Origin of the sequence: Lentilactobacillus otakiensis DSM 19908 = JCM 15040, from assembly GCF_001434145.1 — a bacterium.
In the GTDB taxonomy this organism is placed as follows: domain Bacteria; phylum Bacillota; class Bacilli; order Lactobacillales; family Lactobacillaceae; genus Lentilactobacillus; species Lentilactobacillus otakiensis.
This window is the reverse complement of sequence record NZ_AZED01000014.1, coordinates 440,187-465,258: the sequence shown is the minus strand read 5'-3', so window position 1 is coordinate 465,258 and position 25,072 is coordinate 440,187. Positions and strand designations below refer to the sequence as shown.

Here is a 25,072-nt window from a genome sequence, read left to right as displayed (position 1 = left end):
GGAATTGTATGACGAAGAATTGGCTTAAAAAGATTTTCATATCATCCGGAATGACCATATTAATGCTTGTTGGGACCAGTCTGTCCACAAGCCAATCAGCACAAGCCAGCACCTCCAATGTCTCGGACTCCAAACAACAGTTGGTTGATATTGTGTTACGCCCAAAAAGTCAGAAATCCCTTCATAAGTTTGTCTATGATTCAGTTAACCCAAATTCTGGTAGTTACCGGAAATTTGTGACCCCCAGTACCTTCTCAAAACGATTTGGACAAAGCCCAAAACAAATCAAGGCATTGCAATCTTATTTAAGGAAGTATCACCTCAAAGCCGAAACATACAAAGGTAATTTGATTATGGTTGTTCGGGGGTCAACCAAGAATATTGAAAAGGCTTTTAAAGTCAACCTGGTCAATGTGAATAACGGTGAAGTTAAGTATCAAAAGGCGAACCGCAATCCTCAGTTGCCAAAAAAACTATCAAAAGTTGTGTATACCGTTTTTGGCTTGTCTAATTATTCACCATTTTCCTCATACAAGACACAATACGAACCGTCTTCACTCCACACCCGAACAGCGAATGCGTCCGTTTCGACGACCACGAAAAAATATTCACCAACTCGGTTTGTCCACCGGTATAATCTTCAGTCGTTATATGATAACGGTGCCACTGGTCGGAGTAAGACGATTGGGATTATTTCGTTTGCCAATTTTCATCCTAACGACGTGTACCGATACTGGGACGATGAAGGCATTGATGTTAAATCCAATCGATTGAGTGTTTATCGAACTAATGGCTTCAAAGGTACTTGGGATGGCTATGACGAAACAACAATTGATGTTGAACAAGCGGGGGCAATTGCACCTGGCAGCAACATTCGAACCTATATTGCCAGACCCAATATTACCGGGATGGTGAATTCCATTGCAGCCGCCGTGGGCCAAAATGTGGCTGATACTTTATCACTCAGTTGGGGTCAAAGTGAAGCTCAAGTGGCTTACGAAATGAAACAAGGGATCACCCCGAAAAAGTATAACCAAATTATGAACCTGTTATTCGAGCAGGCTGCTGCTCAAGGGATGAGTGTTTTTACCGCAACTGGTGATAATGGTGCTTACGATGGGATCACGACTGGGCTAACTTCTGGACTATCAGTTGATACGCCCTCTAATTCTTCATACGTGACTGCAGTTGGTGGGACGACACTCCCCAAAACATACACCGTGAATAAGAAAAAAGTCTCGATCACCAAGGAACGTGCTTGGGGAGCAGACTTTCTGTACCCAAATTACAAGCGTCAACGTTTTTTTGGTAATTTGGACATGCTGCAAAGCTTCTTTGCTGGCGGTGGTGGCGGCTTCAGCAAGTATAATGCTGTTCCCAGCTATCAAAAGGGAGTCAGTGGCGTCGGAACTTATGATGCCACCAATTTATGGAAGTTTAAGTATGGGCGGCCAGAGCTCCTGAAGAAACCAGTTAACAAGACTGGTAAATCGAGTGGTCGGAATTTACCTGATATTTCTGCTAACGCTGATCCCAACACTGGGTATAGCATGTTTATTACCCCTAAAAATAACCGTAATTCAAAGGGTCAGTGGCTGATTACCGGGGGGACCAGTGTTGTGGCTCCACAAATGGCAGCCGCAAGCGTTCTAATATCTGATTTTAATACGAACGGCAGGTTGGGATTCTGGAACCCCCAGATTTACAAATTTGCCAAAAGAACTGATTCACCGTTTAAGCCTTTGGATAGTCGAACAAACAACACTAATTTGTATTACACCGGCCAACCGGGTAAGTTGTATAATCAGGCGACTGGATTAGGAACTGTCGACTTTACCGCATTAAATAAGGCTTTTAATAATTAAGGAGATCATGCATGCAGAATGAAAGAAAATTAACTTTTGGTGATTATTTTGAACGATTAATGATTTTCGTTGGCCTCATTGTCGTGGTAGGTTCTGTGCAGCTGCCATTAATGTTCATCGCGCAAGGTAAGATGTCAGCTATTGGTAACTATGCGGTTGCAGCTGTTTATCTATTGGGGTTCGTCGTCGCCATTTGGCTTGCCCAATATGCCTATCGTAAGTATGGCCGCTATGAAGTCAAAAAAGTGACCTGGCAAAATGTGAAAATGATTGTCATTGCTTGGGCTGGCTTTATTGTTGTTGAGATATTGCTGGGGAATTTGAATAAACTGGTCTATCATGTGACTCAAACTGATAACAATCAGGAGATTCAAACACTTCTGACCAGTAACCACCTAACGCTCATTTTGATGGGGTTCACGGCAATCTTTTGTTCACCAATATTAGAGGAAACGATTTTTCGTGGGTATCTGATAACGGCCTTCTTTAAATCAACAAGCAAATGGGCACCAATTATCCTGAGCGGGGTTGTTTTCGCATTCCCGCATATGGATCCTGATTTTGCCCATTTTAATGTCATCAGTTTTTTGACCTATGCAATCTTAGGCTGTGCTTTGGCTTATTTGTATATCACAACTAAGAATCTGAAAGTGTCAATTGGTCTGCATTTTCTAAATAATCTAATTGCTGTTGGTGCGATGATCGCATCAATCTTATATATGTAAAATGATTGTGAGAGGTGTCAATTATGGGATTAGCTGTCAAATTAATGAATGATCTTTCGGATGGTGTCAAAGGCAAACGGAATCTGATTACCGATGTTGCCGGCGTTAAAGTGGGCCAGGTCACCGTTGATGAGGACGATGTCCACAGTGGCGTGACTGCAATTCTGCCACACACCGGGAATCTGTTTCGTCATAAGGTACCGGCTGCTTCATGTGTCATTAACGGTTTTGGAAAAAGTGTCGGCCTAGTCCAAATTGACGAGCTCGGCACAATTGAAACGCCAATTATTATGACGAATACGTTTGGCGTTGGGACTGCCTTAAATGCGCTGACTAAAAAAATGCTGGCCCAGAATCCGGAAATTGGTGATTCTACCAGCACTGTCAATCCAATTGTTGCCGAGTGCAATGATGGTGATGTTTCAAATATCCGTAAAATGGCTATTACCGAACAGGACGTCGATGATGCCTTGGCAGCAGTTGGTGATTCATTCGAAGAAGGTGCAGTTGGCAGCGGACGTGGGATGATGTGCTATGATCTCAAAGGCGGCATTGGTTCTTCCTCACGAATTGTGACTGTTGATGATAAGCATCAATACACGGTCGGAGCGCTTGTGATGACCAACTATGGCTATTTGACCGACTTTATTGTCAATGGTGCACCAATTGGGGCGCCATTAGCTAAGATGCTGGCTGAAGACAAAAAGAAGGAAGAAAAAGGGTCGATCATTACCATCTTGGCAACGGATGCACCATTAAATTCGCGTCAACTCCAACGAATGGCCAAACGGGCAACGGTTGGCATCAACCGCACTGGTGGCTATATCGGCAATGGGAGTGGTGAAATTGTCTTGGCATTTTCAACCGCCAATCAAGTCGATCATTTTGAAACCAGCGAATTTGATACTGTTACGAGATTCAATGACAATCAAATTGATTTGTTCTTCAGAGCAACCGCAGCGGTTGTCGATGAGTCAGTCTTGAGCTCGATGGTTCACGCTGAATCAGTTGTTGATCGTAAAGGTCGTCTTCGCTTGAGCTTAATTGATGCATGCAAGAAGCTGTCAAATCAGCAACCAGAATATTCTGATATGGTTGATCAAGTATTTTCACAACTTGGGGTGATCAAATGAGTTCCAGAGTATTATTAGGTGCTGAAAACATTGATCAAAATGCCTGGGGGGCGATTAATGGTTGTGAACCTGCCAGTTTATTGGAGGGGCTTCATTATCAAAATCGTGCTGACCAACTCAACTATGGGCAATTTTTGTTAAAGATGCCGATTTCAGCTGACGACAACCCATATCACGGATTCGGTGGGTCACCATTCAAAAACCAGTCCGGAAAATTTGAAGCAATTTTTACCAGACCGTTAATCTGGTGGGGCTCTCAATATGGACACCTACAGGAGTTAAGTGGTGCTGATCCGCAATGGCTTTATGATGCGGTCCGTCATGGCAACCCTGTGCTGACCTTTGTGACCGTTCATTTTGAAGATCCAGATTGGGATATTTATCCATTCGGGAAAGTTCCTACCAATAATCACGCGGTTCTTTTGGATGGGCTGGACGGCGACCAAGTTCATGTGAGTGACCCAATTGATGGCCAATACTGGTTACCTCAATCCAAGTTTGAGCGGATATATAACTCCAGACGAATGGCAATTGCCATCAATAAGTAAAATTCACAGTAAAATCGCATATTTGCACAGGCTTTCTGAAATTGATATTAGAAAAAGCCTGTTTTTTTTACACTTTTATGCTAAATTAGAGACAAGATAAGTTTGTTTAGCGGCTTACATATTAGAGGAGGATTATATCATGCATTTATCTCGTGGAGTGGCTGCACTCGCAGGTGTAGCAAGCATTGCATTAATTCTGGCTGGTTGTGGTCAAAAGTCTGGACAAGAAAAGAAGACGATTACCACTTCGACTGATTCTGAACTGACAACCGTCGATCCATCAAAGACAACGGCTGTTGGAACCTTCAACGTTTTGAATAACGTTGATGAAGGCTTGGTTCGTTTGGGTAAGGATAGTAAAGTTCAACCAGGAATTGCGAAATCCTGGACTGTTTCTAAGGATGGTAAAACCTATACTTACAATCTTCGTAAAGGTGCCAAGTGGAGTAACGGCGATCCTGTAACTGCTCAAGATTTTGTTTATTCATGGCAGCGAACTTTGAACCCTAAGACTGCTTCACAATATGGTTACTTGTTCTCTGGAATTAAGAACGCTGACAAGATTCAAAACAAGAAAGCCAAGGTTTCCACATTGGGAATTAAGGCAGATGGCAAGTACAAATTGACTGTTAACCTTGAACAACGAATTCCTTACTTTAATCTGCTGATGGGCTTCCCAGTCTTTTTCCCACAAGACTCTAAGACTGTTAACAAATACGGTAATGATTACGGAACATCAGCTAAGACTCAGGTATACAACGGTCCATTTACGTTGACCGGTTGGACTGGTACCAACAATAAATGGACATTGAAGAAGAATACGAATTACTGGGACAAAAAAGCTGTTAAATTAGACGACATCAAATTCAGTGTTCAACCTGATCCATCTACTTCACTGAATTTGTACAACCAAGGCAAGCTTGATATGTCACAATTATCAGCAACTCAAGCTAAGCAAATGGGTAACAAGAAAGATATGATTTCTCGTAAACAATCTTCTAATTATTACATTGCTGTCAACCAGAAGAACAAAGTCTTTAAGAACTTGAAGATTCGTCAAGCAATGTCAATGATCATCAACCGAAACACATTGGCTAACAAAGTGATGGGTGGCGGTGCCATTGACAACAACAGTTTTGTTTCTGAAGGGTTAGCCGTTTCACCTAAGAACGGGACTGATTTTACTAAAGATACGACTGCACCAGCTTCAATGACTTACAACCCAACTAAAGCAAAGCAGCTGTTCAAAGAAGGTCTTCAAGAAGTTGGTAGAACATCCTTGCACTTCACACTGTTGAATTCTGACGGTAGTGATCAAAAGCAATTAAGTGAATATCTGCAAAGCGCACTCCAGAAGTTACCTGGGTTGACCGTTTCATTGAACAACATTCCAGGACGTTCAATCTTGTCGCGTCAAGCTGACGGCCAATTTACTGTAACGGTTGCTAACTGGTTCGCAGATTTCTCCGATCCAATTACATTCTTAAATATCCTGACTTCAAACAACCCAAGCAACATTTCCGGCTGGAAGAATTCTCAATATGATTCATTAATCAAAGCCAGCAACGCGGACGATGGCAGCAATGCCAATGCTCGTTGGGACGACATGGTTAAGGCTCAGAACTTGGCTTTGAAGGATCAAGCCATTATTCCACTGTATCAATCCGGTGAAAAATGGATGGTCAACTCCAAGGTTAAGGGAATTGTTTACAACACTGCTGGTGCCAACTACAACTTCAAAGAAGCTTACGTTAAATAATTAATTAGGAGTGACACTGATTGGAACCTGTTATTAAAGAGATTCAAACCCAAGAAGCTGCCGTTCCACTTAAACGTCCCTTTAAGACGGCTTTAAGGACCGTTACGACTGCCCAAACACTGATTGTCAAGGTCATCACCAGTGATGGCAAAATCGGCTATGGTGAGGCAGCACCGACACCTGTGATTACCGGAGACACATTACAAAGTATTAAAGAAGCTGTTGAAAATGTCATTGGCCCCAAGATCATTGGCCGCCAATTAGTTGACTCGGAAGATATTAAAGCGACTATTGATCAGGCAATGGTTCACAACTCCAGCCCCAAAGCCGCTTTAAATATTGCGGTCAATGACTTGATTGCTCAATCATATGGAGTGCCGATGTATCAGCTGCTGGGTGGTCACTCGGATAAGATCACGACAGATTACACGGTGAGTGTCGGCACAATTGAAGACATGATTGCGCAGGCTCAAGATTTGATTGCGAAGGGGTTCACCACTTTGAAAATCAAGGTTGGCGATGACTCCGAGGAGGCGGATCTTGATAAAATTGTCGCCATTCGAAAAGCAGTTGGGCCAGCGATTAAGATTCGTTTGGATGCAAATCAAGGTTGGCATCCTAAACAGGCAGTTGCGGTCATTAATCGGATGCAGGATTTGAGCCTCAATATTGAACTGGTCGAGCAGCCGGTCAAGGCCGATGATTTTGATGGATTGGCATATGTAACCGCCAATACCACGACGATGATCATGGCCGATGAAAGCATCTTTTCGGTTGCCGATGCTGCCAGAATCATCAAGATGCATGGTTGTGATATTATCAATCTCAAGTTGATGAAGGCTGGTGGGATTGATAATGCTGTCAAGATCAATACACTCGCCGAAGCTGCAGGGATTCCCTGCATGGTCGGCAGTATGATTGAATCATCAGTTTCTGTGACTGCAGCAGCTCATTTGGCAGCCTCCAAACGTAATATTCGATATGTTGATTTGGATGCGTCAATGATGTTTTCGAGTAATCCGGTATCTGGTGGTATTATTAATCAACAAAATGAAATTACCTTTCCTGATCAACCGGGATTGGGATTTAACTAATCCAAGAAGGACTACATTAACAAATGTGGTCCTTTTTGCATGCTAAAAAACGTTGTTGGTGGCGAATAGGGTATAATATATGTATACTAAAAATGTGTGATATTAATACAAAACGAATGGAGGTGCCCAGATGGAAACAAGACGTGTAAAAGTTCCAGTCGCCACTATCTGGAAATCAAAAGAATCACCGAGGAAGGTTGATCAACCCGCATTGGACGGCGACGTTAAAAAATGGGTTGAACAAATGAGTGACGAAGAATCCGTGGCGCTTTCAGACGACGATCTGCTGGAAACCCAAGCTTTATTTAATGATGAAGTTATTATCGATCATTTTGATGGTGAATGGGCCAAAGTATATGTTCCAAGCCAACGTGATGATTCCGATTCGAGAGGTTACCCCGGCTGGGTGCCAACCAAATTATTGAGTGATAGTCAGATTAGTTATCCACCAGTGACTTCTATCGTGAGAGTTGCCGTTCGGACTGCCAATTTGTACAATGCAAATAAACAGCCGATTTTGGAAATCAGCTTAGGAACGGTGTTGCCGCAGACTGGTGTGGATGGTGATTACATTCAAGTTGTGACACCATTGGGCGAAGGGTACATTGATAAATCGGCCGCCACATTACCATTTGTTGGCGATAACGCCGGAGAAACGATGGTTGAAATGGGCCGCCAGTTCTTGGGTGAACGCTATCTTTGGGGTGGTACCAGCTCATATGGGTTCGACTGCTCTGGATTTGCATATACCCTGCATAGAGTACTTGGTTTCGATATTCCTCGTGATGCTGACGATCAGCAGGAAAATGGACTTCCATTGGCTCCTGAAGAGATTCTACCCGGGGACTTGGTCTTCTTTGCTTACGATCACGGAACCGGCTATGTCCACCATGTTGGCATGTATATCGGTAATGGGAAAATGATCGAATCCAGAACGCCAGGTGCTAAAGTTGACATTGCAGAATTGACAGAGCCTAAATTTGCATCCGAATTTGCTGGCTTTAGGAGATATTGGCGATGAGCAATCAGCTTTCTGATACAATTGAACAAATTTTATCGGGCAGCTCCTTTAACTATGGTCTACTGATTGAGAGCGATGGCCAGGCGTTGGTGGAACACAATAGCCATGAAACCTTTCCGTCTGCATCCCTCATTAAACTGGCCATATTGAATGATGTTTTAGACAGTCACTTGGATTTAGATCAAAAAGTTGATGTCGACTCCGAGCATTTGGTTGGTGGCGCCGGGGTGTTGCAGTTGATGCAACCTCGCAAATGGACATTGAGAGATCTATTAGCATTGATGATCAGTGTCTCCGATAATTCAGCTACTAATTTGGTTATCTCAGTTGTTGGTATGTCAAATGTCCAGGATTATCTGGTTAACCAAGAATTCAAACAAACGGAATTGAATCGTTATTTGATGGATGGCAACGCGCTTGCCGATGGGATTAACAATTATACGAGCGCTGCAGAAAGCTTAGCTCTTTTGCAACGAGTTTTGCGGTATGGAAGTGAAGTCCAAAGTTGGTTTAACAATCAACAGTTTAGATATAAACTGCCAGGTAATTTTGACGAGTCTGGTGAGGATATTGCTGTATACAATAAGACTGGTGAAGGCAATTTGATCGATCACGATGTTGCTCGATTTGTATATAGCAACCATGTGGTCGATATTGCAATGTTAACGTCCGGATCGTTAAATCGAATGGACACCATTTATAAATTTAACCAAGTGGGTCAGGCAGTTGCTGATTGGCTTGAGGATAAATAAAAAGGATTGACCTTCTTAGGTCGATCCTTTTTAAATTTGAGTTTCATTATATAAATCCAGCTTTTGTTCAATTGTTGACATCGTCTGTGAGCAAGCTTCTTTTTCCTCGGGGGTTAATCCCAGAACATCAAAGCAGTTGTTCACACGTTCAAAGACATCGTCGCGCTTTTTCTTGGCATCATCTGTTAGTTCGATAACAACAGTGCGTTCATCAGATTCACTTCGGCTGCGGGTAATCCAGCCATGGCTCTCAAGCCTTTTAAGAAGAGGTGTCAGTGTGCCGCTATCAAGGTGAAGGTATTCACCCAGTTGTTTAACGGATAGTGGTGCGTATTGCCATAACGTCAACATGGCAATATACTGTGGGTATGTTAAATCAAAAGGTTTAAGTGCCTGTTGATAAAAGTGGTTAAATTTTTTGTTTGCTGAGTATACTTGGAAACACAGCTGTCCGTCCAGGCGGATTGGTTTGGTTTTAGGCATAATTTCAACTCCCGTATGGTTTGCACGTAACTGGGTCGTTTTCAGGCGACACAGCACTAGTCGGTTAATTTCAAATACTTTATGTTATTATTGTAATGTATTTATATTTAAAAGCAAGACTTAACACACGGGGTCAATTTAATTGTGAACAATTAATTTGATACAAAAGGGGATCATTACATATGAAAATTGGTAAATTAAGATTTAGTACCTGGTTATTTTGGATTACAGTGATTTCAATGGCTGGGTATATTGCTTATTTTGGATACTGGTATATGAAGGGACAGCCTAAGTTTCACGGTCAAATGTTACTGTTGATTGAAGTTTTGATCGGTATTGTGATTGCTGCGCTGCCATTCCTGATTGAAAAACTTGGGAATTTCTATTTCCCACAAATTGAACTCGTCTTTTTCTACATTTTCTTGTACATGTCGATTTTCTTGGGGTCTGGCCTCCAATTCTATAGCGTTCAATTCTGGGATAAGTATGAGCACGTCTTTTCAGCAATGATGTTAGCAGGTTTGGGATTTTCGATTTTCCAAGGCTTAATGACTGCTCGAGATAATGCCTCAAATAAACCATTTTTGATGAGCTTATTTGCATTTACATTTGGAACCACATGCGGTGTCTTTTGGGAACTGTATGAATTTACCGCTGATGGATTGGGTGGACTGAACCTTCAGCGATATGAAGAAGCCGGCAAACTGTTGTTAGGCCGGGCAGCATTGATGGATACAATGACAGACTTAATCGCTGATTTAACCGGTGCATTTTTAATGGCATTGATTGGTTATTTGATGATGAAAAATGATCCAAGCTCAAGCAGATACCTGGTCTTCAAATCAAAACGACAAAACTTCTTTTCAAGTTACTACTTTTAGTGTAAAATAATACATGTTGTTGCCCTCGTGGCGGAACTGGCAGACGCGCAGCGTTCAGGTCGCTGTTTGAGCAATCAAGTACAGGTTCGAATCCTGCCGAGGGCATAACACAAAAAAGAAACTCCTCAATCCATTAGGAACAATGGGTTGGGGAGCTTTTTGTATCATATCATTAACAAGAGAATTAAGTTAACGGTTGCTGTTAGTAAGGGTCCAATTGTTTTAAATCGGCTGATTTTGATGCCAATGATGCCATCCAGTAGCTGTACCATGATCATTGCACTGGAAATAATGATTAAAAATAACGTCGATGGGAAAATGAATACAGCTAACGACAATATCCACAGAGAAACACTTCTAGAGATCGCATACTTGGCATTGTTTTGTGCTAATGCATCTTTCGTTTTGGCTTGGAACAGCGCTTGAAAAGAAAATCCCAAACTAACGGTGCTGCTAATTAGTGTCATCGCGGCACACAAATAAAAAATCATACTAATTTTCCTCCATGAAAAAAGGCAACGCTTTTTTTACGTTGCCTTTTTGGAATTTATTGTTCTGATTCAAATTTACCATAAAGTTTGTCGAAGTTAATGGTTCCTAAACCTGTTGCTTGGTTGTAAAGCTTGCCAGGCTGTCCGGTATAGTACAAATCATTATTATTATCAGCATCATCTAAAACAGTAAATGGAGAATCAGATTCAGTCGCAAATTTATAAATTTGTGGGTTCCAGAAGCCGACCGGACTCTTGCGGCCACTGTTCATAACGGCATTGGCACCTGCCATTTGAGGGGCAACAAAGCTGGTTCCACCGTTGACCATCCAAGTTTTGCTTGGGTGATTCGTGATAATCTTGGTCTTTGGATTATAAGAAAGATTATTTCCAGATACATAAGTTGCGTAGCCAGTCATATTATCAGCATTTGCTGAAACATCAGGTAGGTTTCTACCGGATCCAGTCCCAAAGATGATCTGTGGATTCTTTTGAATCAAGTAACCATCCTTTGTATATTTCAATAAATCAATTGCTCGGAAGGTGTTGACGCCAGAAACGCCAATTTGGTATCTGGGCGTTGGATTTAACAGAGAGAAACCACCACCGCTACCAGGGTAAATAGATGGTTTGGTTTTAGGATTTGTATACGTATTTCCCCAAGCCCGTTCTTTATTGACAGTGATCAATTTACCCTTAACAATTTTTGTATAAGGCAAACTGGTACCGCCGGTCATAACTTGATACGGAGAGGTAGAGAAGACATGGTTGAGGGACTTTGACGGTTCTTCACGAGGGCCATAGTCGCCACTGGCTCTGAACACTGTAATTCCCTGAACAGCAGCTTGTTCCAACATGATGTTAAATGCATCACTGTAATCTTGCATTGACGAACTGGAATTTTCTTCCCACTTACTGTTAAGTTCGACGTTTGGACCAAAGCTGGTTGTGAGCTGTTGATCACGGTTGTCGGAAATTGCCTGCATAAATGTTGTGTAGTAAGCAGAAGTTGATGAGGTCACATTGTCGAGTGAGATGCCAATGTAAGCGTCAATATTAGCGTCTGGGGCAACTGCGCCTGATTGATTAACATCCAGGGTAGATTCAATTTGGGCGCCACTCACACCAAGCGACAGCATGAAATTACCAGTCTTGGCGCTCTCAATTGGATAAATTTTATTAATTCGACTAGCATCATCGTTAACACCGCTTTGATTCCAATATTTCAAAACATCACTGGTTTTGAAATCAGACAGTTGGATGATCCCAATCCGTTGGCCTTTACCGGTCAACCCTTTGTTGTAAAGATTGTTAAGCTGGTAGTGATCAGCAAACTTTAATGCACCATATCGCTTGGAGAAGGCGTTTTTGCTCAAATCAGTGTTTGGTCCAGTAGGGTTCTTTGGCAGTGATGGGGTGACAGATGCCTTCTTAGTTGCTTTTGGCTTCTTCGAATAAACACCGATCACACTGACAATCTGATCCGAAAGTTTCGCAGGTAACGTGACCTTGGTTCGATAAGTTTTGCCGTTTGTGACTCGTTTGGCATTAAATGCTTTAAGCAAATTGGCCCTGGTACCCCAAACCTTGAGGGCCAGATTACCTGGATAAACCGCAGATTTGAGATGATACTTGGCCAGATAAGTGGTGAAGTTGTTAATATCTCCGGAACTACGGCCAAATTTTGTGGCCACTTGATCTGGTGTTAAGTATTGATGGAAGTACGGTGAAGTTGGATCCACCGTATCATATGCATAGTCAGTCAGCTGAGATGTACTCTGAGGCTTCAGTGCGATGTTTGCGACCACCGTACTGGATTCTCTCATTGATGGCATTTTGAATGTCGCAGCATGGGTACCAATCGTTGCAGTTCCCGCTAAAAAGAGAACCCCAGTCATGATCCCCAAGCTGAATTTTTTACCCCTCATAAAATCCACTTCTTTCTAGAATCTTTTTATCAACTAATTATAACGCTTCTTTTATGCGATTACAGAATGTCATAATCAATTTTATCTTGAAAAAATAACGTTATTGATCCCAAAAGCATTCATACCATATAAAATAAGCATCAAAGTATTAACAATGGCGGAGATGACAATCAGGTCATATCTGGCTGTTGTATTGTAGATGCCAAATGTCCAATGGGTATTGTATTTTTTACCCTTATAGGTTAACGAAACAATAATCAGAAATAACGATAAAATGCCTTGAATGATCAAGCCTAAAATATAAACGAACGAATTACCATAATTGTATTGGAAGAAATATAAGCCAACACAAAACAAATCAATCAAGATTGCAATTAGTGGGATCGAAATCCACCTCTTTTCAAATGAATACAATTATTATAACAAACGGCAATACATAACAGTTGTTGGACGTTTTTAAGTGTCAATGAGGACATGCTTTGCAAGCCGTGTGATTTAAATTATATCTTTAAACTTATTAATTGCTTTTTACTAATAAACGTTGCATTATGATGGTGTAGAGGTTAATGATTACGCTTACACGAAAGGGTGATAGCTATGTATGAACACATTTTAGTTCCGTTGGATGGAAGTAAAAATTCTCAACAAGCTTTGGAAGAAGCTTGCAAATTAGCAAAACAGTTTGACTCTACACTAAATTTAATTACTGTTATCAATAACACCAACTTCTACTATGGTGCAGGTGCTGCAGGGATGCCACCAAGCATGTATGACGATCAGCATCAAATTGCCGAGAACATCATTAATGAAGCAAAAAAGTATGTTGATTCACAAGGTGTTAAGTACGAAACATCGATTGACATTGGTAATCCGAAGAACATCATTGCGCATGTCTATCCAGACGAGCACGATGTCGATCTCATCGTGATTGGTAAATCAGGTGTCGACGCAATCAACCGTTTATTGATTGGATCAACGACCGCATTTGTTGTACGAAATGCAACGACTAAGGTTTTGGTTGTGAACACGAAAGCTTAAGGTTGAACAAACAAAACGGTTCAGCATTATCTCAATTAAGATAATGCTGAACCGTTTTGTTTGTTAACTGATTAAATTCGGTCAGAAATCTTATAAGGCTTCTGAATCGCATTCTTCTCATTGTCGTGACTGATAATGTCATCGGCCATAAAGATGTCGAAATTCTTATTATCAACACCGTGAACGACAAGCACCTTTTTGTTTTGTTCTTTTTCTTTGTAAATCTGAGCAGTCTTTACTGCCTCGTTATGATCATGAAAGTTGCCAATTGAATCTCCTGGGTTGAAAAATACGATCTCATCCATTTGTATCTCTCCCTTCAATGCATTTGCTTCTATAAATCAAGTATAACTTAAAAGAATGGTAAAATAAAATTCGAAAGTGTTTTAATTTGCTGTGAGTCGCTGTTTTTTAAGAAAGGTTTATACTACTGGTAGCAAGGGCTTTAATCTGATAAAATATAAAACGTTATTAATTTCAAGACTAACCAAGAAGATTTAATAAAAGGGGTATAAAATATGTGCGGATTTGTTGGTTACGTTAACCAAAAAGATGTTCCAGAAGGTACCATTAACAGCATGGCTGATCGGATCAAGCATCGTGGCCCCGACGACGAAGCTTATTTTTCCGACGACAATGTTTCGATGGGATTTCGTCGACTTTCAATCATTGATTTAGCACATGGCCGTCAGCCGATGTTTAATGCTGACCAGACTAAGGTACTGACTTTTAATGGTGAAATATACAATTATAAAGAAATTCGTGAAGAACTCCGCGATTTAGGCTATGTATTCAAGACTGATGTTGATTCAGAAGTTTTGGTTTATGGCTACGAAGAATGGGGCCCAGCATTATTGGACAAACTTCGGGGGATGTTTGCCTTCGTTATCTATGATAAGAAAAACAATGAAGTCTTTGGTGCCCGTGATCACTTTGGAATTAAGCCTCTTTATTACTATGATGATGGCGATACTTTCCTTTGGGGATCTGAAATAAAAGCATTTTTGGAGCACCCTAATTTCAATAAGGAACTGAATCTGCGCTTATTGCCTATTCACTTAAGTTTTGAATTTATTCCGTCCAGAGAAACCATGTTTAAGAACGTCTACAAACTCTTGCCGGGTCAATATTTCTTACACAAGAATGGTAAAACTGAAACTCACCGTTACTACAAATTCAACTATGACCATATTGATAACAGCCAGACCGTTGAAGGTGATGCCGACAAGATTGGCAAGTTGGTTGACGATTCAGTTAAGGCCCATATGATTGCCGATGTTGAAGTTGGTAGTTTCTTATCAAGTGGGATTGATTCAAGTTATGTTTTGAATGAAGCTGCTAAATTAAAGCCAATTCAATCATTTTCAATTGGATTCCACCATTCTAAATATAGTGAACTGGCATGGTCAACAGAGTTTGCCAAGACGATTAATCAGAAGAATACCCCAATTTATATGAATGGGGATGACTACTTCAACTTCCTGCCAACCATGATGTATTACATGGATGAGCCATTGTCGAACCCGGCTGCCATCCAACTGTATTACTTGTCAAAAGATACTTCCAAACATGTCAAAGTTGCCTTATCAGGTGAAGGTGCCGATGAATTCTTCGGTGGTTACAATACTTACCTGGAAGCCATTCCATTTGATCGTTATCAAAAATACGTACCCAAACCGGTTCGTAAGGGCTTGGCAGCAGTTGCCAAACGCTTACCACGGTTCCATGGCAAACGTTTCTTAGTTCGTGGAGCTCAGCCGCTTAGCGAGCGTTATTACCGAGTGAACTACGTCTTTAATTATGATGATCGGAATCGGGTTTTAAAGGATCCATCTATCAACACTGACTCAGGTGCCTATACTAAACACATTTTTGATGATGTGAAGGGCAAAGATGAAATGACTCAGATGGAATACTTTGATATCAATACCTGGTTGCCATTCGATATTTTGCACAAAGCAGATCGAATGAGTATGTGTAACTCACTCGAAGTTCGAGTACCATTTGTTGATAAAGAAGTGGCCAAATTCGCTGAAACGATGCCTGTTAAGACACGGATCACACCAAATGAGACTAAAATTGCCTTGCGGACTTCTGCAGAACGAGAAATGCCTAAGAAGACCGCGCTTAAAGAAAAATTAGGCTTCCCATCTCCAATTGCCAGCTGGATCAACGATCCCAAGTATCATGAACGGATCGTTAAAGCTTTCCATTCAGATACTGGTCAGAAGTTCTTCAATACCAATGAACTTGACCGTCTTTTGAAGGAACATGCTGAAGGTAAATCCAACATGCAGAAGATCTTTACGATCTACACGTTTATCCTCTGGTACCAAGTTTACTTCCCAGAAGATACCACTGAAAATACAGTTAGCTTGGTACATCGGACCCAGATTTAGAAATATGCAAAGAATGGAAGGTGCACAAATTGGCACAAATTACTGTTGCTGAGGTTTTAGTATTACTCAATGAACATAATTTATTGCTTGAAAGTCAATTTAGCAGCTCAAGTCATCGTTTTGACCAGATTGCATATAACTCTAAGTTGGTAACTGATAACTGTTTGTTTTTCTGTAAAGGAAACTTCAAACCGGCGTATCTCGATGATGCCCAAAAGAATGGTGCCACTGCTTACATGTCGGAAAAGGCATATCGCAATGCAGCCATCCCCGGGTTTATCGTTACAAATATCCAAAAAGCAATGTCGCTCGTAAGTGCGGCATTTTTTGGGTTTCCACAAGATAAATTACCGACCATCGCATACACCGGAACGAAAGGAAAAACGACCTCAGCTTACTTTACCAAAGCCATTCTGGATCAAACTTATGACCGAAGGGTTGCCTTGTCATCAACCATTAACACGGTTGTTGGGCTTACAAGTAAAGATGTTGTTAAATCAAATTTAACCACTCCGGAATCATTAGATTTATTCACTAATATGCACCAAGCCGTTGAAAACGGTATGAGTCATTTAGTAATGGAAGTTTCATCACAGGCCTACAAAAAAAATCGGGTTTACGGCCTGCATTATGACGTGGGAGTTTTCCTGAATATTTCACCAGATCACATTGGTCGAAATGAACACCCAACTTTCGCTGATTACTTGCACTGTAAGGAACAACTGTTAGTTAACTCAAATATTTGCATTTTAAACGCCGATGGCACTCATTTGACCGATATTTTTTATGCTGCTAAGACAACCACCCAGCCAGAAAACATCTTTATTTATGGCCGAGCCAGCAAGAACCAGGAAACCGATTTCCCAGTGGATATTGAGTATCGCTCATTGGCCGATTCTCTGACTGAAAACCAGATCCAAATCACTGCTAAAACCGAAAAGGCTAAGGCCCTTAAAATTGATGGCGTGTATAAAATCGGTATCCCCGGTGATTACAACGAAGGCAATGCCGTCGCCGCAGCCATTACCAGTGCTTTAATGGGCGCCAAACCAACTGAAATTGAATATGGCCTGGCAAACACAACCGTCCCAGGTCGAATGGAGATTTATCAAACCAAGACCCACGGAACCGTTTACGTGGACTATGCCCACAACTATGGCAGTTTACATTCGGTGCTGGATTTTCTGAAAAAGCAGGCGCCCACTGGTAAAGTGACGGTCATCACTGGGAGTACCGGTGATAAGGGAATTGACCGGCGTGAAGGCCTTGGCAAAGCGATTGATGAGTCTGCTGATCAGGCCTATCTGACCACCGACGATCCCGCAACTGAAGATCCAAAACAGATTGCTAAAGAGATTGCCGATCACATTGACACTTCACGAGTGGCCACCACGTATATTCCTGACCGTAAGACAGCCATCACCAAGGCAGTTACCGAAAGTCAAAAGGGTGATTTGGTAGTTGTTGCCGGCAAGGGACACGATCCGTATCAAAAGATTAATGGAAAAAACGTCCCTTATGAAGGTGACGCTGCGATTGTCAAAAATCTCGTGAAAGGACTATAACAATGGAAAATAAACAATTAGATTTTACCCCGGTTCTTCTGGGAAGTGACTTCAATGCTTATGGGATGGCCAGAAGTTTGTACGAAGTTTATGGCAAGCCTGTCAAAGCGTTTGCTCAAACTCAATTGGCACCCACTCGATTTACTAAAATTGTTGATCTGGAATTGATTCCTGGATTCAGTGAGGATCCGGTTTGGATCAATACCATGAAGAAAATCAAAGCACGTTATGCCGATCACAAAGAACCAGTCATTTTAATTGGTTGTGGGGACGGATATGCCGAACTGATTTCCAAACACAAAGCTGAATTAGAGGATGTTTTCATTTGTCCTTATGTTGATTATGATTTGATTAAGAAGTTAAATGACAAAGAAAATTTCTACAAGATGTGTGATCAATATGACTTACCATACCCAAAGACGAAGATTATCTCTAAGGCGATGTATGAGTCCGGTGAAGCGATTGAACAGCCATTTGGCTATCCGGTAGCCTTAAAGCCCGCAAACAGTGTTGAATGGCTTGATATTCACTTTGAAGGGCGTAAGAAGGCCTTTATCATCAAAAGTGACGCCGAATTCAAAGATGTCGTGGCCAAGAGTTATGATAACGGGTATACGTCCGATTTCATTCTTCAAGATTTTATTCCAGGCGACGACAGCAATATGCGGACGCTAAATGTGTATGTTGATAAGAATCATCAGGTAAAATTGATGTGTCTTGGGCACCCACTGTTGGAAGATCCCGCACCAGCCGCGATTGGCAATTATGTCGCAATCATTCCTGAATTTAATCAGGACATTTATAACAAAGTGCAGACGTTCTTGGAAGAAATCAATTTCCACGGCTATGCCAACTTTGATATTAAGTTTGATAACCGAGATAATTCCTACAAATTGTTTGAAATTAATCTCAGAACGGGCCGCAGTAGCTTCTTTGTGACTTTAAACGGACACAAATTAGCTGACTGGGTAGTTCAAGATTATGTTTTTGACTCACTAAAAGACAAGCCAACACTCTACGCCAACAAGGATCAGAGTCAATACTTCCTTTGGTTGGGTGTGACACCTAAGATTTTCGAAAAGTATGCTAAAGACAATGATGCTAAAAAACAGGCCATGGAAATGATCAGTGAGGGCCGTTACGGCGACACTTTCTGGTATGCTAAAGACAAAAATATCAAACGTTTTGCATTATATAAGTGGATGATGCACAATTATGCTAAGAGTTTTAGTAAGTACTTTGTCGAAAAATAAGGGACTGATTTAGTTGAAAAATTTCTTCACAATAATTGGCGGAATGGGCACAGAAGCCACTGAAACCTTCATCCACATTTTAAATGAGCGAACACACGCAGAGAGCGATCAGGAATATCTGAACTATATTTTAGTTAATCATGCAACAATTCCTGATCGAACGGATTATATTTTGGATCACTCCAAACCAAATCCGTTTATCCCATTGTCTCAAGACATCCAGCAGCAAAGTGAACTGCATCCGGAATTCTTTGCCATACCTTGCAACACTGCGCATTACTTTTACGATGATCTGCAAAAGCTCACTGATATTCCGATCTTGCATATGCCAAAGGAAACAGTTGCGGCAATCAAAGATTATGCACCCAATGCCAAACGAGTTGGCTTAATTGCAACAGAGGGAACTTTGCACGATAAAATTTACGACAATGAAATTATCGATGCTGGTTACGAACTGGTTAAACCAACTGATAAGATTGCCGATCAGACAATGACGTTAATTTATGATGATATTAAAGCCAAAAACTATGTAGATGAAGGATTGTATCATCTGATTCTTTCACAAATGGTTGAAACTTTAAAATGCGACATTGTGATTTTGGGTTGCACCGAACTCTCGGTCGCTCAGCAGCGTGCTGGTGACCATGATTATCCGGTCATTGATGCTCAGACTGTTTTGGCTGATAAATGTATTGAATTGGCGGAGGCTAAACGCGCAAAAAAATAGTCAACTAATTTAATAGTTGACTAAGGTTTGAATGCAAACTGCAATTGGTGTCGCAATGACTAACAACCAGAGTAATTTGGGGCTGTAATTGACATCCTGTTTTCGTCCATACGCGGTTTCTGTCAGTGCAATCACCATCAACGTGATGATCGCGCCAATAACGACCAATAATGGATGTCGGTGAAATGAGCGCAGTGCAATGACAACTTGACTGATCACGATTATCCAATAGAACAATCTGGCAATCATCATGGAGTCAATGACGTGCTTCTTCATTGATCTGGTTAATCCCCAGATAAAATTAATGAACAGGATTGCCCAACAACTGTAGTTTAAAATAATCCACATCCAAATCACCTCTTAAGTTAAGTATCAGTATTTTGAATTCAAAAAGCAATCTTTTCCAGATTTCTTTAGACATTTCAAATCTTTATGACAAAGATAATTTAAAATGATATAATTGTCTTTGCTATGCGGGTATAGTTTAGTGGTAAAACACAAGCTTCCCAAGCTTGCGTCGCGGGTCCGATTCCCGTTACCCGCTTAGTGCTGGTTTTTAAAGCACTAGGTTGTGGTAATAAATGTTGACACATACTGGGTCGACAAGTTATTATACACATTGAACGTTATAAATATTCAATGATGAAAGAACAGTAGCTGGTTACTGAATGTTCAGCGATTCCGGGATGGTGAAAGCCGGAATATTTAGTCAGCGAAGCGCGCTTTTTAGAATATTAATTTAATACTTTGAGCGGATATTTTTATCAAATAGAGTGGTACCGCGGGTTTACTCGTCTCTTACAATTATTTTGTAAGAGTTTTTTTGTATATTTATAGATGGAGGGAACATTAATGGACTACAAAGCACAAGTTACGAACTCAATTTTAAGCGTCTTGAATGACGAATTATCATCAGCTGAGGTTTATGAAAAGCTTGAAAAGCCAAAGACTCTTGCCATGGGTGATCTGGCCTTTCCAGCATTCTCATTGGCTAAAGTTTTCCATAAGGCACCAAACGCAATTGCTGAAGAGTTGGTCAGCAAGATTGATCAATCTTCATATGAAAAAGTTGAAGCTAAGGGTGCTTATTTGAACTTTTTCTTGGATAAGGGGAACTTCAGTAACGAAATTTTAAACGAAGTCCTCGAAGAAGGTTCAGCATATGGTCAAAACGACAACGGTAAGGGTGGCAATGTCCCAATCGACATGTCATCACCTAACATTGCCAAACCAATTTCCATGGGTCATTTGCGCTCAACTGTTATTGGTAATTCAATTGCCAAATTGTTGGTTAAGAACGGTTACCATCCAATCAAAGATAACCATTTAGGTGACTGGGGAACTCAATTTGGTAAATTAATCGTTGCCTACAAGAAGTGGGGTAATGAAGAGGACGTCAAGAAAGACCCAATCAATAACCTGGTGAAGTACTACGTTAAGTTCCATGTGGAGGACAAAGAACATCCTGAGTTGGATGATGAGGCCCGTGAAACCTTCAAGAAACTTGAAGATGGCAACAAAGAAGAAGTCTTTCTTTGGAAATGGTTCCGCAAAGTATCATTGGAATCATTCAACAAGATTTACAAAAAATTAGGCGTTACTTTCGATACTTACAATGGTGAAGCCTTCTACAACGATAAGATGGATGAAGGTATTCAAATCTTGAAGGACAAGGGCCTATTGGTTGAATCACAAGGTGCCCAAGTTGTTAAACTCGATAAATACAATTTGAATCCTGCTTTGATCTTGAAGAGTGATGGTGCCACTTTATACATCACCCGTGACATCGCGACCGCGATTTACCGTGACCGAACTTACAAGCCAGCAATGAACCTGTACGTTGTGGGTGCAGAACAGACGTACTACTTCCAGCAATTGAAGGCCGTTTTGCTTGAAATGGGCCTCCCATCAGCCGAGAACCTGCATCACATTCCATTTGGCTTGATTACCGTTAATGGTAAAAAATTATCAACCCGTTCAGGCCGGATCATTTTGTTGGATAAGGTTTTGGATGATGCCATTGATCTCGCTAAAAAGCAGATTGAAGCCAAGAACCCTGATTTGCCTAACAAGGACGAAGTTGCTAAAGAAGTTGGAGTTGGGGCAATTATCTTCGGTGATTTGAAGAATGAACGAACCAACAATATTGACTTTGTCTTGGAAGATCAACTTCGTTTTGAAGGTGAAACTGGTCCTTACGTTCAATACTCTCACGCTCGTGCAGAAAGTATCTTGAGAAAAGCTGGCGATATCGATCTTCAAGGCGCTAACAAGAGATTGGATGATCCTGCAGCTTGGGAGACCGTTACTGCTTTGAAAGACTTCCCTGATGTAGTCAAGAGCGCCTGCAAAGACTTTGAACCTTCAGAAGTTGCTAAATACTCATTGAGATTGGCCAAAGCCTTCAATAAATATTATGCGCATTCAAAGATTTTGGTTGAAGATGATCAATTGGCAGCTCGTTTGTCATTGGTCAAGGCAGTTTCAATCGTGCTTAAAGAATCACTCAACTTGCTGGGTGTTAAGGCACCAGACGCAATGTAATTTAATCAATTCAACTAGAGGCTGGGATAAAAGTGTAAATACTTTTATTGCAGCCTCATTTTGTAAGCCCTTGTTATTTAGCTAAAACGTGCAACGCCGGCCAGCAACGCTTGCCAAGCCTACTCGGCAAGCAGCTGATTCCGGCCATTTAAGAGCAAAAAGCCATCATTCCAAGCTCAGGAATAATCGATTTTTGCTCTTAAGTTCTGGGATCAAAGCGCCTCGTGCTTTACCCTCTTTTTTGGGTTGAACAACTTTAAGGATATTTAAATTTTTCGCTCTTAAATTCCCGGCGTTTTCAGATATGATACAATATTGAAGTATTCACAAAAGGAGTATCCGCATGAATAACAAGTCAACTAAATCATTTAGAAAATCGGCGGGACACTTTTTTAAACGCTTCAACCGATTTTGTCGAAGATTTCACCTGGTTAAATGGCTAGTGGTTGTCTTTTTGAGTATTTCGTTGGTGACCAGCACGTACTTAGTCTTTCTCGCAAAAACCGCCCACGTGCAGAATCTGGAGTCATCGCTTTCAAAAACAACGGAAATTTTTGACGTTAGTAATAAAAAAGCTGGGGAATTATATGCCCAAAAAGGGACTTACGTTCATTTGAACCAGGTCTCGGCAAATATTCCAAAGGCGGTTCTCTCAACCGAAGATCGAAATTTTTACCATGAGTATGGTTTTTCGTTCAAGGGGATTGCTCGGGCAATGTTTCTGCTCGTCAAAAACAAGCTGCTCCATCGCGATTATATAAGTGGCGGTGGGAGTACCCTCACGCAACAATTGGTGAAGAATGCCTATCTTTCCCAGGAACAGACAATGACGCGTAAGCTCAAGGAATTATTCTTGTCGATTCAGGTGGAAAATGTTTATTCTAAGAATGAGATTCTGACGATGTATCTCAACAATGCCTACTTTGGAAATGGTGTTTGGGGCGTGCAGGATGCCGCTAAAAAATATTTTGGTGAAAATGCGGTTGACCTGTCCGTGCCGGATTCTGCGGTATTAGCAGGGATGCTGACTTCTCCAAGTGCTTTTAATCCAATTGACCATCCCAAAGCTGCCAAGTGGCGACGCAATGTCGTCTTGCAGTTGATGGTAGAAAATAATAAATTGACTCAAGCTCAGGCTAACTACTACAAGAAGACGCCAATTACGCTGCGGGACACCTATGTCCGTAAAGATGGTTACAAGTATCCTTACTACTTCGATGCGGTGATTAACGAAGCCATCAGTAAGTATGGTATGACTGAATCCGAAATCATGAACCGTGGCTATCGAATTTATACCAATTTGAATCAGTCTCAACAACAAGCTATGCAGACCAATTTTGACAATGATGCAATGTTTCCAGCTAATGCAGCTGATGGAACCGAAGTTCAGGCAGCCTCAATTGGCGTTTCACCAACGACTGGTGGTGTGACTGCGGTTGTTGGTGGTCGTGGCAAACATGTTTTCCGGGGGTATAATCGAGCAACTCAGATTACCCGGCAACCGGGATCGACAATGAAGCCACTGGCGGTTTACACACCCGCACTTGAAGCCGGATACAAATTTGACTCTGAATTAGTCGACAAGAAGAAGTCGTATGGGACTAATCACTACACACCGAAGAACTATAACAACGTATACCAAGGCAAGGTCCCAATGTATGAAGCACTTGCTCAAAGTATGAACGCACCAGCAGTTTGGCTGTTGAACCAAATTGGTGTTAGCCGAGGGTATGATTCGGTTAAAGACTTCAACATTCCAGTTACCAAAAAAGACAAGAACTTGGCCTTGGCCCTTGGTGGAATGTCCGGTGGGGTTTCCCCGCAAGAGATGGCTGGCGCTTACACTGCGTTTGCCAATGGCGGCAAGATTGTCAAGCCGTTTTACATTCGCAAGATTGTTGACTCGACTGGGAAAGTCGTTGTCGATAACACTGCCAAGCAAGAAGGGCGCCAGATCATGTCATCTTCGGTTGCCAAACAAATGACCAGTATGATGCTGGGCGTCTTCAATAACGGAACCGGTGTGGATGCCAAACCATATGGCTACTCCGTTGCTGGTAAAACCGGGAGCACCGAGGCTGATAACACCGGATCTTCGGATGCAACCAAAGATAAATGGATTATCGGTTATACACCAGATTTGGTCGTTGCTACCTGGGAAGGGTTTGACAGCACCAGTCAGGCGCATCATTTGGAGAATCTCAGTGGGACAGGTGTTGGCCCATTGTTCAAGAATGAAATGCAAACAATGTTGCCATACACTAAGAATTCAACTTTTGATACCAAAGATGCCCAATCAATCGTTCAAGGTGAAAGCAGCAATGATAATCTATGGGATACTATTCAGAAGAAATCTAATGAATATGGCAACCAAATTGAGCAAAAAGCCAAGGATCTGATTGATGATGCCAAAGGCTGGTTCAAGCATTAAGCAGATTCCCAGGAAGCGATTTCTGGAATGTGTTAAAATTAAATAAATAAACTAGTTAGGGGAATAAATTCCATGAATGAAAAAATGACCGCAACAACGAACCAACTCCAAGCTGAATTGATCGCTTCCGATGAATTCACTGAAATTCAAGCAGCATACGAGGAACTCAAGAAGAACTTGGATGATTACAAGGTGTTCAATGATTTCCAACATGCCCAACAAAACCTTCAACAAAAACAGATGCAGGGTGTTCAACCAACTCAAGAAGAAATTCAAAACATTCAAGCAATTGCTGGGAAAATGCGCGACAGCAAGCCGATTTCCGAATTGATGACGAAAGAAAAAGCGCTCAGCCAGTTATTGTCCGATATCAACGAGACGGTTACCAAGCCAATTAGTGACTTGTATAAATCATAATGCTAAAAAGCGCGGAAT

At 41.4% G+C, this 25,072-nt stretch carries 22 protein-coding genes and 2 tRNA genes; 19 read left to right on the top strand and 5 right to left on the bottom strand.

Annotated elements, in window-relative coordinates:
* Positions 1–8: 8 nt before the first annotated feature.
* From FD05_RS09815 to FD05_RS09780, 8 genes are all read left to right on the top strand, one after another.
* Entirely contained in the window at positions 9–1,865 is a 1,857-nt protein-coding gene (locus tag FD05_RS09815) for a S53 family peptidase (protein WP_039932293.1), read from the top strand.
* An 11-nt stretch (positions 1,866–1,876) separates the two neighbouring features.
* Complete coding sequence (locus FD05_RS09810) at positions 1,877–2,590, top strand: CPBP family intramembrane glutamic endopeptidase (protein WP_020280104.1); 714 nt, start codon at positions 1,877–1,879, stop codon at positions 2,588–2,590.
* A 23-nt stretch (positions 2,591–2,613) separates the two neighbouring features.
* On the top strand, positions 2,614–3,723 hold the full coding sequence (locus FD05_RS09805) for a P1 family peptidase (protein WP_039932295.1): 1,110 nt from the start codon (positions 2,614–2,616) through the stop codon (positions 3,721–3,723).
* Positions 3,720–4,271: a C39 family peptidase gene (locus tag FD05_RS09800; RefSeq protein ID WP_020280106.1), complete on the top strand. Its 552-nt coding sequence runs from the start codon at positions 3,720–3,722 to the stop codon at positions 4,269–4,271. Before FD05_RS09805 ends, FD05_RS09800 begins: the two co-directional genes overlap by 4 nt.
* 139 nt (positions 4,272–4,410) lie before the next feature.
* The gene (locus tag FD05_RS09795) at positions 4,411–6,030 is read left to right on the top strand and encodes a peptide ABC transporter substrate-binding protein (protein ID WP_020280107.1); all 1,620 of its coding nucleotides are present in this window, start codon (positions 4,411–4,413) and stop codon (positions 6,028–6,030) included.
* 20 nt (positions 6,031–6,050) lie between these two features.
* Positions 6,051–7,124 carry a dipeptide epimerase gene (locus tag FD05_RS09790; RefSeq protein WP_020280108.1) on the top strand — a complete coding sequence of 358 codons (1,074 nt, stop codon included), beginning with the start codon at positions 6,051–6,053 and terminating at the stop codon, positions 7,122–7,124.
* A gap of 130 nt (positions 7,125–7,254) precedes the next feature.
* Entirely contained in the window at positions 7,255–8,145 is an 891-nt protein-coding gene (locus tag FD05_RS09785; RefSeq protein WP_020280109.1) for a C40 family peptidase, read from the top strand.
* A complete protein-coding gene (locus FD05_RS09780) occupies positions 8,142–8,897 on the top strand; it encodes a serine hydrolase (RefSeq protein ID WP_020280110.1) in 756 nt (251 codons plus the stop codon). The genes FD05_RS09785 and FD05_RS09780 overlap by 4 nt, the downstream gene beginning before the upstream one ends.
* Positions 8,898–8,927: 30 nt before the next feature.
* On the opposite strand, the gene FD05_RS09775 is transcribed toward FD05_RS09780, so the two are convergent.
* Complete coding sequence (locus tag FD05_RS09775) at positions 8,928–9,380, bottom strand: MarR family winged helix-turn-helix transcriptional regulator (RefSeq protein ID WP_020280111.1); 453 nt, start codon at positions 9,378–9,380, stop codon at positions 8,928–8,930.
* 182 nt (positions 9,381–9,562) lie between these two features.
* On the opposite strand from FD05_RS09775, the gene FD05_RS09770 reads away from it, so the two are divergent.
* Together FD05_RS09770 and FD05_RS09765 are read left to right on the top strand one after the other, a co-directional pair.
* Positions 9,563–10,261, top strand: a complete 699-nt coding sequence (locus FD05_RS09770) for a DUF2238 domain-containing protein (protein WP_020280112.1) — start codon at positions 9,563–9,565, stop codon at positions 10,259–10,261.
* A gap of 21 nt (positions 10,262–10,282) precedes the next feature.
* Positions 10,283–10,366: transfer RNA gene (locus FD05_RS09765), tRNA-Leu, on the top strand.
* A 59-nt stretch (positions 10,367–10,425) separates the two neighbouring features.
* Here FD05_RS09765 and FD05_RS09760 read toward each other — a convergent pair.
* On the bottom strand, positions 10,426–10,752 hold the full coding sequence (locus tag FD05_RS09760; protein WP_020280113.1) for a hypothetical protein: 327 nt from the start codon (positions 10,750–10,752) through the stop codon (positions 10,426–10,428).
* Positions 10,753–10,808: 56 nt separating this feature from the next.
* Complete coding sequence (locus FD05_RS09755; RefSeq protein ID WP_020280114.1) at positions 10,809–12,680, bottom strand: S53 family peptidase; 1,872 nt, start codon at positions 12,678–12,680, stop codon at positions 10,809–10,811.
* A gap of 597 nt (positions 12,681–13,277) precedes the next feature.
* Here FD05_RS09755 and FD05_RS09745 point away from each other — a divergent pair.
* The gene (locus FD05_RS09745; RefSeq protein WP_020280116.1) at positions 13,278–13,718 is read left to right on the top strand and encodes a universal stress protein; all 441 of its coding nucleotides are present in this window, start codon (positions 13,278–13,280) and stop codon (positions 13,716–13,718) included.
* Positions 13,719–13,789: 71 nt separating this feature from the next.
* On the opposite strand, the gene FD05_RS09740 is transcribed toward FD05_RS09745, so the two are convergent.
* Positions 13,790–14,023, bottom strand: a complete 234-nt coding sequence (locus FD05_RS09740) for a hypothetical protein (RefSeq protein WP_020280117.1) — start codon at positions 14,021–14,023, stop codon at positions 13,790–13,792.
* A gap of 213 nt (positions 14,024–14,236) precedes the next feature.
* On the opposite strand from FD05_RS09740, the gene asnB reads away from it, so the two are divergent.
* Genes asnB through FD05_RS09720 form a run of 4 tightly spaced genes read left to right on the top strand, consistent with a single transcriptional unit; the run spans position 14,237 to position 19,662 of the window.
* Positions 14,237–16,117 carry an asparagine synthase (glutamine-hydrolyzing) gene (gene asnB, locus FD05_RS09735; protein ID WP_020280118.1) on the top strand — a complete coding sequence of 627 codons (1,881 nt, stop codon included), beginning with the start codon at positions 14,237–14,239 and terminating at the stop codon, positions 16,115–16,117.
* Positions 16,118–16,146: 29 nt separating this feature from the next.
* Positions 16,147–17,682 (top strand): UDP-N-acetylmuramoyl-L-alanyl-D-glutamate--2,6-diaminopimelate ligase, encoded by a 1,536-nt coding sequence (locus FD05_RS09730; RefSeq protein WP_039932298.1) that lies wholly within the window; start codon positions 16,147–16,149, stop codon positions 17,680–17,682.
* A 2-nt stretch (positions 17,683–17,684) separates the two neighbouring features.
* Positions 17,685–18,935, top strand: a complete 1,251-nt coding sequence (locus FD05_RS09725; RefSeq protein WP_020280120.1) for a carboxylate--amine ligase — start codon at positions 17,685–17,687, stop codon at positions 18,933–18,935.
* 13 nt (positions 18,936–18,948) lie between these two features.
* Complete coding sequence (locus FD05_RS09720; RefSeq protein ID WP_020280121.1) at positions 18,949–19,662, top strand: aspartate/glutamate racemase family protein; 714 nt, start codon at positions 18,949–18,951, stop codon at positions 19,660–19,662.
* Between the two features lie 9 nt (positions 19,663–19,671).
* Here the strand turns inward: FD05_RS09720 and FD05_RS09715 are convergent, their stop codons facing one another.
* Positions 19,672–20,010: a YisL family protein gene (locus FD05_RS09715; protein WP_020280122.1), complete on the bottom strand. Its 339-nt coding sequence runs from the start codon at positions 20,008–20,010 to the stop codon at positions 19,672–19,674.
* Between the two features lie 125 nt (positions 20,011–20,135).
* Here FD05_RS09715 and FD05_RS09710 point away from each other — a divergent pair.
* The 4 genes from FD05_RS09710 (at position 20,136) to FD05_RS09695 (ending at position 25,054) form a co-directional block, all read left to right on the top strand.
* Positions 20,136–20,206, top strand: a tRNA-Gly gene (locus tag FD05_RS09710).
* A 308-nt stretch (positions 20,207–20,514) separates the two neighbouring features.
* The gene (argS, locus tag FD05_RS09705) at positions 20,515–22,206 is read left to right on the top strand and encodes an arginine--tRNA ligase (protein WP_020280123.1); all 1,692 of its coding nucleotides are present in this window, start codon (positions 20,515–20,517) and stop codon (positions 22,204–22,206) included.
* A 343-nt stretch (positions 22,207–22,549) separates the two neighbouring features.
* On the top strand, positions 22,550–24,637 hold the full coding sequence (locus FD05_RS09700) for a PBP1A family penicillin-binding protein (protein WP_020280124.1): 2,088 nt from the start codon (positions 22,550–22,552) through the stop codon (positions 24,635–24,637).
* 72 nt (positions 24,638–24,709) lie between these two features.
* Positions 24,710–25,054: a YlbF family regulator gene (locus FD05_RS09695; RefSeq protein ID WP_020280125.1), complete on the top strand. Its 345-nt coding sequence runs from the start codon at positions 24,710–24,712 to the stop codon at positions 25,052–25,054.
* Positions 25,055–25,072: the final 18 nt, after the last annotated feature.

Excerpts from the sequence above, each read along its gene's own strand:
- FD05_RS09775 (WP_020280111.1), bottom strand. The coding sequence starts at position 9,380 with ATGCCTAAAACCAAACCAATCCGCCTGGACGGACAGCTGTGTTTCCAA.
- FD05_RS09800 (WP_020280106.1), top strand. The coding sequence starts at position 3,720 with ATGAGTTCCAGAGTATTATTAGGTGCTGAAAACATTGATCAAAATGCC.
- asnB (WP_020280118.1), top strand. The coding sequence starts at position 14,237 with ATGTGCGGATTTGTTGGTTACGTTAACCAAAAAGATGTTCCAGAAGGT.
- FD05_RS09785 (WP_020280109.1), top strand. The coding sequence starts at position 7,255 with ATGGAAACAAGACGTGTAAAAGTTCCAGTCGCCACTATCTGGAAATCA.
- FD05_RS09780 (WP_020280110.1), top strand. The coding sequence starts at position 8,142 with ATGAGCAATCAGCTTTCTGATACAATTGAACAAATTTTATCGGGCAGC.
- FD05_RS09810 (WP_020280104.1), top strand. The coding sequence starts at position 1,877 with ATGCAGAATGAAAGAAAATTAACTTTTGGTGATTATTTTGAACGATTA.
- argS (WP_020280123.1), top strand. The coding sequence starts at position 20,515 with ATGGACTACAAAGCACAAGTTACGAACTCAATTTTAAGCGTCTTGAAT.
- FD05_RS09795 (WP_020280107.1), top strand. The coding sequence starts at position 4,411 with ATGCATTTATCTCGTGGAGTGGCTGCACTCGCAGGTGTAGCAAGCATT.
- FD05_RS09760 (WP_020280113.1), bottom strand. The coding sequence starts at position 10,752 with ATGATTTTTTATTTGTGTGCCGCGATGACACTAATTAGCAGCACCGTT.
- FD05_RS09755 (WP_020280114.1), bottom strand. The coding sequence starts at position 12,680 with ATGAGGGGTAAAAAATTCAGCTTGGGGATCATGACTGGGGTTCTCTTT.
- FD05_RS09770 (WP_020280112.1), top strand. The coding sequence starts at position 9,563 with ATGAAAATTGGTAAATTAAGATTTAGTACCTGGTTATTTTGGATTACA.
- FD05_RS09805 (WP_039932295.1), top strand. The coding sequence starts at position 2,614 with ATGGGATTAGCTGTCAAATTAATGAATGATCTTTCGGATGGTGTCAAA.
- FD05_RS09700 (WP_020280124.1), top strand. The coding sequence starts at position 22,550 with ATGAATAACAAGTCAACTAAATCATTTAGAAAATCGGCGGGACACTTT.
- FD05_RS09740 (WP_020280117.1), bottom strand. The coding sequence starts at position 14,023 with ATGGATGAGATCGTATTTTTCAACCCAGGAGATTCAATTGGCAACTTT.
- FD05_RS09815 (WP_039932293.1), top strand. The coding sequence starts at position 9 with ATGACGAAGAATTGGCTTAAAAAGATTTTCATATCATCCGGAATGACC.
- FD05_RS09695 (WP_020280125.1), top strand. The coding sequence starts at position 24,710 with ATGAATGAAAAAATGACCGCAACAACGAACCAACTCCAAGCTGAATTG.
- FD05_RS09745 (WP_020280116.1), top strand. The coding sequence starts at position 13,278 with ATGTATGAACACATTTTAGTTCCGTTGGATGGAAGTAAAAATTCTCAA.
- FD05_RS09715 (WP_020280122.1), bottom strand. The coding sequence starts at position 20,010 with ATGTGGATTATTTTAAACTACAGTTGTTGGGCAATCCTGTTCATTAAT.
- FD05_RS09725 (WP_020280120.1), top strand. The coding sequence starts at position 17,685 with ATGGAAAATAAACAATTAGATTTTACCCCGGTTCTTCTGGGAAGTGAC.